The following is a 14,002-nucleotide window of genomic DNA, read 5'->3' as shown; positions in this document are numbered from 1 at the left end:
GCGGAACCTAACATTGTACAATTACGTTAGGGCAGTCACACCAAAATCAGGGCTTCATCTCTTCAAAGAACTTCTTCACGCTGTCGAAGAAGCCAGTTTTCTTGGGTGAGTGGCTATTGCTGCCTTCCAGACTTTCCTGGAATTTACGCAGCAAATCGCGCTGCTCTTCACCCAGGTTGACCGGGGTTTCGATAACGACTTTGCAGAGCAGGTCGCCCGGCGCACCACCGCGTACTGGTTTGACACCTTTGCCGCGCAGACGGAAGAGTTTGCCGGTTTGCGTCTCCGGCGGAATCTTCAGCTTCACACGGCCATCCAGCGTGGGTACTTCAAGCTCGCCACCCAGCGCTGCATCGACGAAGTTGATCGGTACGTCGCAGTGCAGGTTTTTACCATCGCGCTGGAAGATATGGTGCGCTTTGATAGAAACCTGAACGTAAAGGTCGCCCGCTGGGCCACCATTAACGCCGCTTTCGCCTTCGCCGTTCAGACGAATGCGATCACCGGTATCAACACCCGGCGGAATCTTCACAGAGAGCGTACGCGTTTCACGCACACGGCCTTCGCCGTTACATTTGTGGCACGGCACTTTGATGTGCTGGCCGCTACCGTGACAGGTCGGGCAGGTTTGCTGTACTGCGAAAAAGCCCTGCTGCATACGCACTTGGCCGTGGCCATGACACGTGGGGCAGGTTTCCTTGGAAGAGCCTGGCTCAGCGCCGTCGCCATCACAGCGGTCACACTCAATGTGGCGTGGCACACGGATGTCGACAGTGGTACCGGCTACCGCACTCTCAAGGTCCAACTCCAGGTTGTAGCGAAGGTCGGAGCCACGTGCGGGCGCATTAGGACCACGACGGCGGCCGCCGCCCGCGCCACCGAAAATATCACCAAACACATCGCCGAAGATGTCGCTAAAGTCACCCGCGCCACCACCACCGAAACCGCCGCCGCCAAAGCCACCGCCCTGGCCATCAACACCGGCATGACCAAACTGGTCGTACGCCGCACGTTTTTCGCCATCGCTAAGCACTTCGTAAGCTTCTGACACTTCGCGGAATTTTTCCGAGGCAGTATCATCGTCCGGGTTTCGATCAGGGTGGAATTTTTGCGCCAGGCGGCGGTAGGCCTTTTTGATCTCTTTCTGATCGGCCCCTTTATCGACACCCAGGACTTCGTAATAATCGCGTTTGGACATGGGCCCTACGCCTCCTGGTTAACTATGCTCTTGATTAGGCGTCTTGACCGCGGAAACAGCAACGCGGGAGTCTCCTCCCGCGTTACCTTCTTCCTTGGTAGAAAGAGGATGTTACGACTGTTTTTTGTCGTCGTTGACTTCTTCGTACTCGGCGTCAACCACGTCATCTTCCTGCTTGGTGCTGGCATCCTCAGCACCTTCATCCGCCTGCTGAGCAGCTTCCGCCTGTTCGGCGTACATCTTCTGCGCCAACTGACCAGACGCTTCGGTCAGTGCATCCAGTTTCTTCTGGATGTTGTCCGTGTCGTCAGTCTTGACGGCTTCTTCCAGCTCGCTGATGGCGGTTTCGATGGCCTGTTTCTCATCATCCGTCGCTTTGTCGCCCGCTTCTTGCACGGTTTTGCGCGTTGCGTGGATCATGCCGTCGGCCTGGTTACGCAGCCGTACCAACGCTTCGAATTTTTTATCTTCGTCAGCGTGGGCTTCAGCATCGCGCACCATTTGATCGATCTCTTCATCCGTCAGGCCGCTGGACGCTTTAATGACAATCGACTGCTCTTTACCGGTCGCTTTGTCTTTGGCAGAAACGTTCAGAATACCGTTGGCATCCAGGTCAAACGCCACTTCGATCTGCGGAACACCGCGCGGCGCAGGCGGAATATCAGACAAGTCGAAACGACCGAGCGACTTGTTCTGCGTCACTTGCTTACGCTCACCCTGAACGACGTGAATGGTCACGGCCGTCTGGTTGTCATCCGCCGTGGAGAAGGTTTGCGTCTTCTTCGTCGGGATGGTGGTGTTCTTGTCGATCAACGGCGTCATCACGCCACCCATCGTTTCGATGCCCAGAGTCAGCGGGGTAACGTCCAGCAGCAGTACGTCTTTTACGTCGCCGCCCAGAACGCCACCTTGAATCGCTGCACCTACGGCAACCGCTTCGTCAGGGTTAACGTCTTTACGCGCTTCTTTACCGAAGAAATCAGCGGCTTTCTGCTGCACCATCGGCATACGTGTCTGGCCACCGACCAGGATCACTTCGTCGATTTCAGACGCAGACAGACCCGCATCTTTCAGCGCCATTTTGCAGGGCTCAAGTGAACGCTGAACCAGCTCTTCTACCAGCGATTCCAGCTTGGCACGAGTCACCTTAACGTTAAGGTGTTTCGGGCCAGTGTTGTCAGCCGTGATATAGGGCAGGTTAACGTCGGTCTGCTGGGCGCTTGAAAGTTCAATTTTGGCTTTTTCAGCGGCTTCTTTCAGACGCTGCATGGCCAGGTTGTCACCCGACAGATCAATACCGCTGTCAGACTTGAACTGGTCAACCAGGTAGTTGATCAGCGCCAAGTCGAAATCTTCGCCGCCCAGGAAGGTGTCGCCGTTGGTGGCGAGTACTTCAAACTGGGTTTCGCCTTCAACGTCGGCAATTTCGATGATCGAGATATCGAACGTACCGCCACCCAAGTCATAAACGGCGATGGTTTTGTCACCGCGTGACTTGTCCATACCGTAGGCGAGTGCTGCTGCGGTCGGCTCGTTGATAATACGCTTAACGTCCAGCCCCGCGATGCGGCCTGCATCCTTAGTGGCCTGACGCTGGCTGTCGTTGAAGTAAGCCGGTACGGTGATGACCGCTTCCGTTACCGCTTCGCCGAGGTAATCTTCGGCGGTTTTCTTCATTTTCTTCAGCACTTCCGCACTTACTTGCGGCGGCGCCATTTTTTTACCTTTTACTTCTACCCACGCATCGCCGTTGTCAGCTTCAGCGATCTTGTAGGGCACCATCTTGATGTCTTTTTGAACAACGTCGTCTTTAAAGCGACGGCCGATCAGACGCTTGATGGCGTAAAGCGTGTTTTCCGGGTTGGTAACGGCTTGGCGCTTGGCGGCCTGGCCTACCAGGGTTTCGCCGTCATCGGTGTAAGCGATGATCGAAGGCGTGGTACGGCCACCTTCAGCATTTTCGATAACTTTAGCACTGTCGCCATCAAGTACTGCCACACAAGAGTTGGTAGTACCCAGGTCAATACCAATAATGCGTCCCATAGCAAAAACCTCGAATTCAGTTGTATCAATACTTAAAACGTGTGCGGGATTTCCCGCGTGGTTGGCCTTTATCTGGGGGCCGCCAGTGACTTTTCAAGGGTTTTTTTACACTTTGCGTCACTAATCGGCTTAATTTGCCTTCTGACTGACCACAACCATCGCTGGGCGAACCAAACGCCCATTGAGCAGGTAACCTTTCTGCATCACTTCCATTACGGTATTGGGTTCAAGCTCGGGGTTCGGCACCATCGCCATGGCTTCGTGCACTTGGGGGTCAAAGGGCTCGCCTTGGGGCTCAATGCTTTCAACACCAAATTTATTGAGCACCCCCAACTGCATATTGAGCGTCATGGAAACGCCCTCGCGGTGCGCCTCAGAGGCGCCGTCCTGCATGGATTCAAGCGCTTTTTCCAGACTATCCACCACAGGCAGCAGCTCTTTTACAAATTTTTCCAAGGCAAACTTACGTGCCTTGTCCGCTTCCTGCTCGGCACGGCGGCGAACATTCTGAGCTTCAGCGGCGGCGCGCAACGCCTGGTCCTTGGCTTCTGCCAGGTTTTGCTCCAGCTCATTTACCTGAGCGGCTAGTACGTCGGCCTCGGGGTCGGCGAAGCTGCCTTCAAGCGGCGCTTCGTCGTTAATCAGGCCTTCCAGCTCCCCATCAATCAAGCGCTCTTCAGACTCCTGGTCCCTCATATCGGCTTCCCGCTCTTGGCGAGCGAGTTCGTCATCTAATGGAGTTTGCGGTTCTTTTGCCATGCCATGCTCCTCAAAAGGGGTTCGGGCTTTGTCTGCCCAACACTGCTCATAAAAATAATCAATAAATCAGTTTTAAAACAGCCCTAAACACGTATAGAGGCTATATGGGGGCCATAAAAGCCATCTCAAGAGGAGCATTGAAGTCAGTTATCGACTACTGTATAAAACAACATTTATTGGATAAGTATCCAGCTTCTGTGTCGCACCGCCTCAGGAGGCATCATGCTTACTCAGCTAGCGATTCAAGATTACGCGATTGTCGACCGCCTTGAGCTTGACCTAACCCACGGCATGACGGCCATCACGGGGGAAACAGGTGCAGGCAAATCCATTCTTCTAGGCGCGCTGGGCCTGTGCCTTGGTGAGCGTGCCGATGCTGGCAGCGTACGCCACGGCTGCGAGCGCACCGACCTATCAGCGCGTTTCGACATTCAACACCTGCCCGCCGCCGCCGAGTGGCTAACGGTCCGCGAACTCCCCACCGACGAATGCCTACTGCGCCGTGTAGTGACCGCCAGTGGACGTTCAAAAGCGTGGATTAACGGCCAGCCAGCGACCATTTCGGACTTAAAATCGCTTGGCGAGCAGCTCATTCAAATTCATGGCCAGCATGCTCATCAAGCGTTAATGCGTGAAGAGGTGCACCTGGCCCTGCTGGATGATTATGCCGGGCTACGGGAGGCTCGCCAGCAACTGGCAGAAACCTTCCACGAATGGCGCAATGCGCGACGACGGCTTAAAAAGCTCAGTGAAGAAGGCAGTGAAGTAGAAGCCAAGCGCCAACTGCTACGCTACCAGGTTGAAGAGCTGGACCAGCTGGGCCTGGGCGAAGGCGAACTACAGACGCTTGAAGAGGAGCAATTGACCCTTGCGCATGCCGAAGAGACGCTGCGTGAAACCCAGTTGGCTGCCGACTGCTGCGCCAGCGATGACGGCGGCGCGCTGTCGCTTCTTAATCAAGCTTATGCACACTTAAGCGCCCTACCGGGCAGCGATAAGGGCACACTTGCCAATACGCTCGCCATGCTCAGCGATGCGCGCATTCAGGTGGAAGAGGCCTCAAGCGAGTTGCAGCGCTTTGCCAGCAGCACCGAGCTCGACCCAGAGCGCCTGATGTGGGTGGAGGAGCGCTTGACGGATATACACCGCATTGCGCGCAAGCATCACGTCGCCCCTGAAGAAATTTACGCCCTGCATAGCACCCTTCAACGTGAAGTGGCTCAGTTGGAAGCCAGCGATGAGGACCTTGAAGCGCTGAGTGGGCAAGTCGCTGAGTATCGTGAGCGCTACCGCAGCGAAGCCAAGAAAATCAGCGATACCCGTCAAAAAGCTGCCCTGCGGCTGGGTAAAGAAGTTCAGCAGCAGCTGGCCTTTTTGGCCATGGGTAAGGCCCGCTTTGAAGTGGCCGTTGCTTCGCGTGAAACGCCTACGCCTGAAGGGCTGGATAGCGTACAGTTTTTGATCAGCGCCAACCCAGGCCAGCCTGCTCGCCCGCTCGCCAAAGTTGCCTCTGGGGGTGAGCTTTCACGTATCAGCTTGGCGATTCAGGTGGTGGCCGCCTCGCACTCGACGATTCCAAGCCTGGTGTTTGACGAGGTGGATGTGGGTATTTCAGGTGCCACGGCGGAAATTGTCGGCCAGTTACTGCGCAAGCTAGGTGAGAACGGCCAGGTAATGACCGTGACGCACCTGCCCCAGGTGGCCGCGCAGGCGCATCAGCACCTGCATATTGAAAAGCGTGCCAAGCGGGATACTACGCGTACCTATATGGCCTTGCTGGACGAGCGAGGCCGCATCAGCGAGCTTGCGCGCATGCTAGGCGGAGTCACGCTCTCTGACCAAACACTGGCTCATGCCCAGGAAATGCTGCATGCCAGCCAGCGCCCGCCTCATTAAGAGCTTTCTCAAATCACGGTTTAATTAACGGCTACCACGCAAAATACCCCCATGCTGCTCCCTGTAGTAACAAGGAGCGGCATGAGGGTTTGCATCACGGCCAAAACAGGTTTTGCGGGAAACCCTATTTTTTATTGATCGGCACGTTAACCTGGCGCGTTACGTCCGACCCGCGAGGGCGTACGTAAAGTACCAGAGCGTGATCGACAAGCTCGTAGCCGTGCTCTTCTGCAATTTCTTGCTGGCGCCGTTCAATGATGTCATCAAGAAACTCGATGATTTCACCACTTTCTAAACACACCATATGGTCGTGATGGTCTTCTTGCGTCATCTCAAAGACTGCGTGGCCACCGTCAAAATTATGACGAATTACCAAACCTGCTGATTCAAATTGCGTCAGCACGCGGTAAACGGTTGCCAAGCCAACATCCTCGCCCGCATCAATCAGTGTTTTATACACTTCTTCTGCGCTAAGGTGGTGTTGACCCGAAGCATTTTCGAGAATCTGAAGGATCTTGACGCGCGGCAGGGTCACTTTCAGCCCGGCTTTGCGCAGTTCATGGTTCTGATCGGCCATGGTTGCTCTTCGCAGTAACAGGTTAGGTCGGGTATGATCGACCGAAACCACGATAGTGAAGAACAGGTCCAAATGCAAAAATTGACTCGCATCATTACGCTTTCCGTTGCCCTTACTGTTGTAAGTGGCTGTAGTTACGTCGGTGTTTACAAACGTGACATCCCTCAAGGCAACCTGGTAACCGAAGAAATGGTTAGCCAGCTTCAGCCGGGCATGACGCAGGAGCAGGTCACCTACGTTATGGGCCGCCCTTTGTTGGAAGCCCCGTTTGATTCAAACCAGTGGGATTACGTCTATCGATTGGACGAAGCGTACGGTGGCGTTGTACAGCGACGCGTCACACTTACCTTTGACCCGATGGGCCGCTTAGCCAATGTTCAGCAGCAGGGCGATTTTTCCACCGATCTTCCGCTAAGCACCGACACCAGCTTGGGGCCTGCCGTTGAAGGCGCTGACCCGCTGAATGCGCTTCCCCAGGAGAATGTAAGCACGCAAACACCGGAGACAGCACCCGCGCCTCAGCCCGTATTGCGCGCTGAGTAACAACGTTACTGGCCGCTTGCTTGGCGTTTGGCACGTTCCAGGCGGGCAGCTTTAGGGTCGATCTCAAGCGGGCGATAGACTTCGACACGATCCCCGGTGCGCAATGTGTGCGTCTCGGGGTTGCGTAGCGCTTTGCCAAAAATACCCAGCGGCGCCTTGCTGAACGTGTCTTCGGGCAACTCCGGAAATAGTTGAGGCAGGTTGGCAAGTGCTACCGCCTGCCGGGCAGTGGTGCCCTCAGGCACTTCCAGCGCCACCAGGCGCTGTTTGGCAGGCAACGCAAAGGCAACCTCTACCTGAAGTCGATCACCGCCCATACAGCTCATCAGCACGCTTAGTGAAGGCATCGACCAATTGACCGGCGATTTGCTGGAACAATCGACCAAAGGCCATGCTGAGCAGGCGGCTGGCAAACTCAAATTCCATTTCCAGACTCACCTTGCAAGCATCATCTCCCATCGGAGTGAACCGCCAGTGGCCTTTCAAGCGCTTAAATGGCCCTTTTACCAGCGACATCTCGATTTGCTCGGGGGCAAACAGGTCGTTACGTGTAGTGATCGTTTGCTCTATCCCCGCACGGCCCAGCGTCATTTCCCCAATTAAATGGGTGGCGTCACGCTCTACCAGACGCGCCTTACGACAGCCTGGTAAAAACTCGGGGTAGTGTTCGAAATCGTTGACCAGATCGAACATTTGCTGGGGGGTGTGCCGCACCAGGGCGGAACGATTGACGGTTGGCATTGACCTCTCCGCTGACTTCACAGTGCCCAAAGCGTATCATGGGAAACATTTATTCAGACCTTGAATGGTATCACGCCTCCCCATATAACGAAGGGGGTGCCACCGACAGATTATAGATGAGGTTTCATGGCCACTAAGAAAGGTAACAGCAAGGGCCCCGGCAGCAGCGTTATTGCCCAGAACAAGAAGGCAAGATTCGAATACCATATCGATGAGACCTTTGAAGCGGGTTTGGCACTCGCCGGCTGGGAAGTCAAAAGCCTGCGTGCGGGTAAAGCTCAGCTTACCGACACCTACATTCTGGTGCGTAACGGCGAGGCCTTCCTGCTTGGCAGCCACATCATGCCGCTTAATACAGCAAGCACCCATGAAATTGCCGACCCTACCCGCACGCGCAAACTACTGCTGCATCGTAAAGAAATCGCCAAAATCTTTTCGATTACCCAAGACAAGGGCCACACCTGCGTGCCGCTCAAGCTTTACTGGAAGCGCAATAAGGTGAAGTGTGAATTGGCGCTGGTGACCGGCAAGCAGTTGCATGACAAGCGGGCGACAGAAAAGGATCGTGACTGGAGCCGTCAAAAAGGACGAATTATGCGGGAACATAACAAGGCTTAACTGGTCAATCAGGTGTGAGCACGTTAGAATGCTCATCTGAAAGAAGGGGGCGACATGGTTTCGACGCCGGTGACAACCCTTGCGGTGCATGCCGAGAGCGTGATGTATCTCGTAAATCCCACATCACGAAAAAATAGTCGCAAATGACGAAAACTACGCTCAAGGCGCGCTAGCAGCTTAAACTGTTAGCTTCTTGTCTGGCCCCAAGGTGATGTGCCTATTCATCATTGAGGGGATACGAGCTAAAACTGATAGGACCGCGTTTGGTGGTGTCTTCTCGCCAAGCGTTAAACTTTAGAAGGCTCGCGTTGCTGAATCCTGATCGTCGGAGTCAGTGGCGTTAAAACAAATGACGGAATCTAAGCATGTAGAGCCAATAGGCGCGTGCTGGCGGACGCGGGTTCAATTCCCGCCGCCTCCACCAGACACCCCTACAAATCAAGCACCTAGCGGTGCTTTTTTTGTGCCTATAGTCTGCAAAGGGCTGATTTAGGCATAGCTAGGTCAGCTTTTGAGTCAACATTTCCCCTCGCTTTCACGAAATCCCCTGGCTATATTCCGCCCCAAACTCTGTATATACAACCAGTCACTCAAGGAGATGCTTATGTCGAAAACCTATGAGCAGTTAATACAACGAGTGCAGCGGAAAATCGACAGCCTGCGGGCTCAGTCCGGAAATTGCGCAGAGCCCCGGCATTTAGCAGTGCCCTGACTTGGATTTGCTTAACAAACAATTCACCTCCTAAGTATAAATATGTAAACTCCCCTCCCTTGGGATCTACTACTAAAAAACATCTTAGGGACCGTTATGACTAAACAATTTTCCATTGCTGTTATCGCCGCTGCTGTTGCGTTGGCCTCTTCTTCAGCGTTGGCTAACAGCGCAGGTTCTGGCTACGTGGGTGCGCTGGCCAGCCATTACGTGTTCGATGTAGATGGTATTCGCGATGACGTTAACCCTACCGGACTGACCATTCGCGGCGGCTACTTCTTGAATGATTTCGTTGCTATTGAGGGGCGTATCGGCACAGGCCTTAGTGACGATAGCATTGGTGGCTCGGGCGTTGATGTAGAGCTTGATCAGTTGATGGGCGTGTATGCTGTTGGCCACCTGCCGGTTAACAATGTGTTCTCGTTCTACGGTCTGCTGGGCTTCTCTTATGCCGAAGCCACGATCTCTAACCGCTTCGTGTCCGTATCCGACGATGATGACGGTTTCTCTTATGGTGCCGGCGTTCAGCTCAACTTCACACCCCAGATCTCCGGTCAGCTTGAGTATGTCTCCTACCTAAACAAATCTGACTATAACCTGAACGCGGGCAGCGTGGGCATTGCTTACCACTTCTAATTGATACACAGCGCCAGCCAAGAGCCGCCCACTTTATAACATGCACAAAAAGCGCCCCTCGTAAGGCTAATGCCAGTCAGTTGAACCTGACTGGCTTTTTCCTGACCGTATATTTTTGTGGTCGTGCCCGAACAGCACGTGGACATGGCCTTTCTCGTCTAGCGGGTAGCAAGAACGAAGGTGCCATCTCCAGCATCGATCTCACCACTTCGGGAACACGGCCAAGCGATACCGCCGGCAACATCGATAACTCCTTGATAACAAAATGGTCAGCCTAGTGAAAAACCAATTGATTTGGGTGAATGCTGTCTAAACTATAGGCCATTCAGGCCATCTGAAAGCGTATCAAGTTGTAAGCGAGCAACCCCCATAATTCCCAGCGATAGCCATAAATATTCACGATATCAGCAGCCGAAAAGCGCAGCGGATCTGTCATCGACGTCAGCCCCCGAACCTCTTTCCCCTTGATCTTGCGAGTCATCAGGTGCGCTTCTAATGTCGCGGGCAACTGAATGCAGTGAAGCACAAACTCAGGCAGAGAAAGCGCTGGCTGGAGCTGTAAAGGCGAGTCCAGAGGCTTCACCGCAAGCATTAGAGGCCGTTACTCAGGCGATGTATGATCATCTTGATAAGATCAACGCGACTATTGCGGCAATGGAGGATAGCGACAGCATCGCCGCCGTTCTGGAGGCCCAATCCCGCCGCGCTGCCGAGGAAGTAGAGCACCTTGAGGCAAGCGCCCTGCTAGGCGAGGTGGACGAAACCGCGAAGGGGCAGGCCACCGCTGAACAGTCAGAGTAGCTTGAAGCTACTTGCAAATCCGTTTACCCACCTTGCCCGGCACCTGCTGGGCTTTTTTACGTCTTAGTGCTGGTTTTGTATATTCATTTAGTTAAGCGATAACGCCAACCACTAGGAAGATACCATGCGACAGTCACAGCCAAACCAAGCCGCTCTGGAGTGTCTGAATTTAGGCAACCTATTGCGCTTGGCCGCCAACAATAGTCATGAAGGCTTGTCCGCCCGTGCCTTAAGCCGTGCCATGGGAGAACTGCTAGAAATAGAGGTGGAACACCGACTTACAGGGGCGCACATCAACACAGGCTATGCCTGTGCTAGCCCTCTAGCATTTGCTGATATGGGGGCAAGCGAGCATCCGCGGGGCAATCCGACCAAGTGGCGCTCGCTGCTATGCGCTATCGTGGAAATAACGCTTGGCGAGGACTAGCCTTAATGTTGCTAAGAAGCATGCGAGAGTCATCTCAGCGGGCCGCGTTGGTATCCGCTTATATTATTCGCCCCACTGGGGCTGTGCGCCGATCCCCTCGCATGATGACTGCTGCCGAAGCTTGCGAGCCTGAACGGCTAGCAACGATATATCAGCACCTCGGATGGCCGCCCCAATCAGCACCCGCGTTTACTACGGCTAAATCTCTTAATCACACTGCTACGCATGCACGTAAGCGGATGCGGCAAATCTTGGCTGCCCGTATAGCCGCAGCTGTGACTAATAATCAAGACCCTGCCCATTCCTGCCGTGAGGCGCTGTAGACTTGAACACTGCTTGGCGTTGAAAAGATCCAGGTTCTTCTGAGCAATTCTCGACCTGTCCACGGGGAAAGTAGCCCCGGAATTCGGCTAAATTTCGGTGTTTCATAATCGTCAGCAGCATCGTCTCTAAACCCGCTTGGTTGACAGCTTTACCACTGCCGAAGGTGCCGAAACCGTAGCGCCGTATTTTCGGCACTGCCCGGATACAAATTAAGTTGCCGATCCTATATGAGGTTAGCACCGGGCTGGCGCTGCGTATTCAGGTGATTTTGTCACGCTATGGGGTAGGCAAAGGGGCTAGGTCGGTATCTGGTCAATGGGGTATGGGGCGAAGCCCCTTGCAGCGAAGCGGTAACGACAATGCAGAATAAGCGCGGAGGCTGATTGGCCAGCCGTCCACCACCCAGCCGCAAACACCACCGGGCCTTTCATTGCCAAACGAAGGTTTTAAAAAGCTTGATGCCCTCGCTGTAGCTTATAAGCTACAATCAATTTATGATTGAGCTTACGCACTACTTGGCCGCTGACGGTCACAACCCATTCCAGTCATGGCTGAACGCCGTGAAGGCTAAAGACCGAATGGCCGCAATGCGAGTGCTGACACGCCTTAACCGACTGGCCGCAGGCAATGCAGGCGACGCCAAGGCAGTGGGCGATGGTGTGCTAGAGCTACGGATTGATTACGGGCCGGGCTACCGCGTTTATTACGCCAAAGTAGGCCGCCGTTTAGTGATGTTATTAGCCGGTGGAACCAAGAAACGCCAGCAAGCCGATATAGAGCAAGCAAAGGCGTTTTTAGCTGACCACCGTAGGAGAGCAAGTACATGAAAAGCCATGATGCTGCTGTTGTCGAAATGCTGCGCGATGATCCTAATATGGCGCTGGACTATTTGCGCACCGCTTTCGATGAGCTGGATGAAGAAGGCGGCGAGTCTGCCTTTCTGCTGGCACTACGCCATGTAGTGGAAGCCCAAGGCGGTGTAGCCGCCATTGCGGAACGTGCCAAAGTGTCACGCGAAAGCCTCTACCGAGCGCTTTCACCTAAAGGCAACCCCACGCTACGCACGATGACCGCCGTCATCAAAGCAACAGGTATTCACTTTCACGACCTGACACGCCATAGCCAAGAGCCGGCAACAGGATAGAGAGCGGCCAACTATAAAGCACCGCCTCCACCATCCCCCCTATAAATCAATCGACTATCGGTGCTTTTTTTGTTTCTATGGGCAGCTTTTGTTTTAGCTACCTTACACAGCTAAGGTCGCCCTCTTCGCAGCTGGCATGCTCTTGCAGGCTTTGCGTACGTGCTTTGGTGAGCGCTTCAAGGCAGCCATTACGTACCATGGGCTGGGCGCTTCCCCCTTCGACCGCGCTACTCTCGAACGCACATTCGGCGTCACGAAAATCAATCCACTTGCGCTGGGCCACTCTGAGCTTCTCAAGCGATAAATCATTATTCTCAAGCCTTCCAATCAATACCTGATAAGCCTCATTAAGCTCATTATCGGCCGCTTGATACGTTTTAGCTGAACACTGCGTCATTTCCGCTTGGGTTTCAGGGCTAACACACTCCTCATTAGCACTTACCAAGCCGCTGAAGATCAAAATCCCCATGCCTGCCCATCGTGAAAGTAGTCGCATCGTCTTACCTATTCTGGTGGATAAAGCCAACGTGGTAACAAGAACGCTACCTGCCTTACAGGTTAGCCTCTTTTTCATGCGCCCATAACGGCAAAACGCCAGCATTTCTGCTGGCGCCCGTCGACTAGCTATAAAAAAGGTGGCTCGACCTTAATGAGCGGTCATTTCTTCAGCGATTTCATTACCGTCTAAATCGGACGGGTAGTAGGTCGGCCAGTGAGAGACTTCTTCCAGCAGTGCTTCGCGATCATTGCCCCAGTAAAGGTGAAAGTGATGCGCGTCGGTTGGGTAGATAGCGTGGTCGCTGAATTGAATGTACTGAGGAAGATTTTCAGCGCTCTCACCCTCTAACTCGAAAATAAACCGCACGCCACGGTTGCCTGCGTCGTAGGTTAAAATCTCGTAGCCGTCGTATTGATACTCGCCCGTGCTCTCTTCGCCGTTTTCGTAGAAGGTAATGTTATTGCCTTCAATAATGATACGGTCAACCGCTGTTTGGTAACCGGTGTCGTAGTACTCCTTGTACTCTTCAGCCGTTTTATCGCCATGCTCAGCTTTATGAGCAAACACCGCATCCAGCGTGCCATCCTCTAGATAGGGATAAACGGACTGCCAATCACCTTCCCAGTCGGAAAGTGAACGGTCCGCTACCTGGTCATCACTGAAATGCCCGGAATAAATATCACTACGGTGGTCGTGCGAATGGTCATGGGAGTGGTCGTGTGAATGATCATGGTCGTGGTGTTCATGCTTGTCATCTGCAACCACCGGCTGAATACCCGCCACTGCCAGCAAGCTGATGGCTAAGGCGCTGAGTGCTTTTGATGAAAGTAATGGCATTTTTCAGACTTCCTTTTTCAGAGAATGAATGGTTTTTAAATCAACACAAAAGATACATTATAACATAACACCAATCAAACAAAGCATGTCGGCCTGAAACGTTAAAGCACCTAACGCTTCTTGGCGGCAAGCGGATCGACCATTATCGTACCGGCCATGTCAGATCCAACAAGCACAACGGAGCCATTATCACTAGCCAATCAGTCGCCAAACTTGGTCGAAGTAAAAATTATTTTCGAAGAGGTTT

At 53.7% G+C, this 14,002-nt stretch carries 16 protein-coding genes, 1 other RNA gene and 1 pseudogene; 9 read left to right on the top strand and 9 right to left on the bottom strand.

Going from position 1 to position 14,002, the window contains the following annotated elements; genetic code table 11:
* Positions 1-46: 46 nt before the first annotated feature.
* From dnaJ to grpE, 3 genes are all read right to left on the bottom strand, one after another.
* Positions 47-1,198, bottom strand: a complete 1,152-nt coding sequence (gene dnaJ, locus ACT3TY_RS12860) for a molecular chaperone DnaJ (RefSeq protein WP_087108729.1) — start codon at positions 1,196-1,198, stop codon at positions 47-49.
* Positions 1,199-1,309: 111 nt separating this feature from the next.
* Positions 1,310-3,241: a molecular chaperone DnaK gene (gene dnaK / locus ACT3TY_RS12855; protein WP_444628501.1), complete on the bottom strand. Its 1,932-nt coding sequence runs from the start codon at positions 3,239-3,241 to the stop codon at positions 1,310-1,312.
* Between the two features lie 129 nt (positions 3,242-3,370).
* Positions 3,371-4,000 (bottom strand): nucleotide exchange factor GrpE, encoded by a 630-nt coding sequence (gene grpE / locus ACT3TY_RS12850; protein ID WP_087108733.1) that lies wholly within the window; start codon positions 3,998-4,000, stop codon positions 3,371-3,373.
* Between the two features lie 222 nt (positions 4,001-4,222).
* Here grpE and recN point away from each other — a divergent pair, with 222 nt between their 5' ends.
* A complete protein-coding gene (recN, locus tag ACT3TY_RS12845; RefSeq protein ID WP_444628499.1) occupies positions 4,223-5,896 on the top strand; it encodes a DNA repair protein RecN in 1,674 nt (557 codons plus the stop codon).
* A 124-nt stretch (positions 5,897-6,020) separates the two neighbouring features.
* On the opposite strand, the gene fur is transcribed toward recN, so the two are convergent.
* Positions 6,021-6,473, bottom strand: a complete 453-nt coding sequence (fur, locus tag ACT3TY_RS12840; RefSeq protein ID WP_172117611.1) for a ferric iron uptake transcriptional regulator — start codon at positions 6,471-6,473, stop codon at positions 6,021-6,023.
* A 72-nt stretch (positions 6,474-6,545) separates the two neighbouring features.
* Here fur and ACT3TY_RS12835 point away from each other — a divergent pair, with 72 nt between their 5' ends.
* Positions 6,546-7,016, top strand: a complete 471-nt coding sequence (locus tag ACT3TY_RS12835; RefSeq protein ID WP_193053239.1) for an outer membrane protein assembly factor BamE — start codon at positions 6,546-6,548, stop codon at positions 7,014-7,016.
* A gap of 5 nt (positions 7,017-7,021) precedes the next feature.
* On the opposite strand, the gene ACT3TY_RS12830 is transcribed toward ACT3TY_RS12835, so the two are convergent.
* Both ACT3TY_RS12830 and ACT3TY_RS12825 read right to left on the bottom strand, forming a co-directional pair.
* On the bottom strand, positions 7,022-7,333 hold the full coding sequence (locus ACT3TY_RS12830; protein ID WP_172117612.1) for an RnfH family protein: 312 nt from the start codon (positions 7,331-7,333) through the stop codon (positions 7,022-7,024).
* Positions 7,323-7,757, bottom strand: a complete 435-nt coding sequence (locus tag ACT3TY_RS12825; RefSeq protein ID WP_444628498.1) for a type II toxin-antitoxin system RatA family toxin — start codon at positions 7,755-7,757, stop codon at positions 7,323-7,325. The genes ACT3TY_RS12830 and ACT3TY_RS12825 overlap by 11 nt, the downstream gene beginning before the upstream one ends.
* A gap of 126 nt (positions 7,758-7,883) precedes the next feature.
* On the opposite strand from ACT3TY_RS12825, the gene smpB reads away from it, so the two are divergent.
* From smpB to ACT3TY_RS12810, 3 genes are all read left to right on the top strand, one after another.
* Positions 7,884-8,375 (top strand): SsrA-binding protein SmpB, encoded by a 492-nt coding sequence (gene smpB, locus ACT3TY_RS12820; RefSeq protein ID WP_087108742.1) that lies wholly within the window; start codon positions 7,884-7,886, stop codon positions 8,373-8,375.
* Between the two features lie 45 nt (positions 8,376-8,420).
* Positions 8,421-8,799, top strand: a transfer-messenger RNA (tmRNA) gene (gene ssrA, locus ACT3TY_RS12815).
* A 384-nt stretch (positions 8,800-9,183) separates the two neighbouring features.
* The gene (locus ACT3TY_RS12810; protein WP_444628497.1) at positions 9,184-9,723 is read left to right on the top strand and encodes a porin family protein; all 540 of its coding nucleotides are present in this window, start codon (positions 9,184-9,186) and stop codon (positions 9,721-9,723) included.
* 331 nt (positions 9,724-10,054) lie between these two features.
* On the opposite strand, the pseudogene ACT3TY_RS12805 reads toward ACT3TY_RS12810, so the two are convergent.
* A pseudogene (locus tag ACT3TY_RS12805) lies at positions 10,055-10,231 on the bottom strand (IS4 family transposase); the annotation flags it as partial.
* Here ACT3TY_RS12805 and ACT3TY_RS12800 point away from each other — a divergent pair.
* The 4 genes from ACT3TY_RS12800 to ACT3TY_RS12785 all read left to right on the top strand — a co-directional run bounded on the left by ACT3TY_RS12800 (position 10,219) and on the right by ACT3TY_RS12785 (position 12,419).
* Complete coding sequence (locus ACT3TY_RS12800; RefSeq protein WP_444628496.1) at positions 10,219-10,524, top strand: hypothetical protein; 306 nt, start codon at positions 10,219-10,221, stop codon at positions 10,522-10,524. The pseudogene ACT3TY_RS12805 and the gene ACT3TY_RS12800 sit on opposite strands and share 13 nt — an antisense overlap.
* A 124-nt stretch (positions 10,525-10,648) precedes the next feature.
* The gene (locus tag ACT3TY_RS12795; RefSeq protein WP_444628495.1) at positions 10,649-10,951 is read left to right on the top strand and encodes a hypothetical protein; all 303 of its coding nucleotides are present in this window, start codon (positions 10,649-10,651) and stop codon (positions 10,949-10,951) included.
* An 818-nt stretch (positions 10,952-11,769) separates the two neighbouring features.
* On the top strand, positions 11,770-12,102 hold the full coding sequence (locus ACT3TY_RS12790; protein ID WP_444628493.1) for a type II toxin-antitoxin system RelE/ParE family toxin: 333 nt from the start codon (positions 11,770-11,772) through the stop codon (positions 12,100-12,102).
* Complete coding sequence (locus ACT3TY_RS12785) at positions 12,099-12,419, top strand: addiction module antidote protein (RefSeq protein ID WP_444628492.1); 321 nt, start codon at positions 12,099-12,101, stop codon at positions 12,417-12,419. Before ACT3TY_RS12790 ends, ACT3TY_RS12785 begins: the two co-directional genes overlap by 4 nt.
* Positions 12,420-12,516: 97 nt before the next feature.
* Here the strand turns inward: ACT3TY_RS12785 and ACT3TY_RS12780 are convergent, their stop codons facing one another.
* Together ACT3TY_RS12780 and ACT3TY_RS12775 are read right to left on the bottom strand one after the other, a co-directional pair.
* Entirely contained in the window at positions 12,517-12,915 is a 399-nt protein-coding gene (locus tag ACT3TY_RS12780) for a lysozyme inhibitor LprI family protein (RefSeq protein WP_444628490.1), read from the bottom strand.
* Between the two features lie 150 nt (positions 12,916-13,065).
* Positions 13,066-13,755 (bottom strand): ZinT family metal-binding protein, encoded by a 690-nt coding sequence (locus tag ACT3TY_RS12775; RefSeq protein WP_444628489.1) that lies wholly within the window; start codon positions 13,753-13,755, stop codon positions 13,066-13,068.
* Positions 13,756-14,002: the final 247 nt, after the last annotated feature.

Origin of the sequence: Halomonas sp. AOP22-C1-8 (genome assembly GCF_052378905.1) — a bacterium.
GTDB lineage: Bacteria > Pseudomonadota > Gammaproteobacteria > Pseudomonadales > Halomonadaceae > Vreelandella > Vreelandella citrativorans.
Note: the sequence above shows the minus strand (reverse complement) of the source record. Positions and strands in the feature narration are given on the sequence as shown.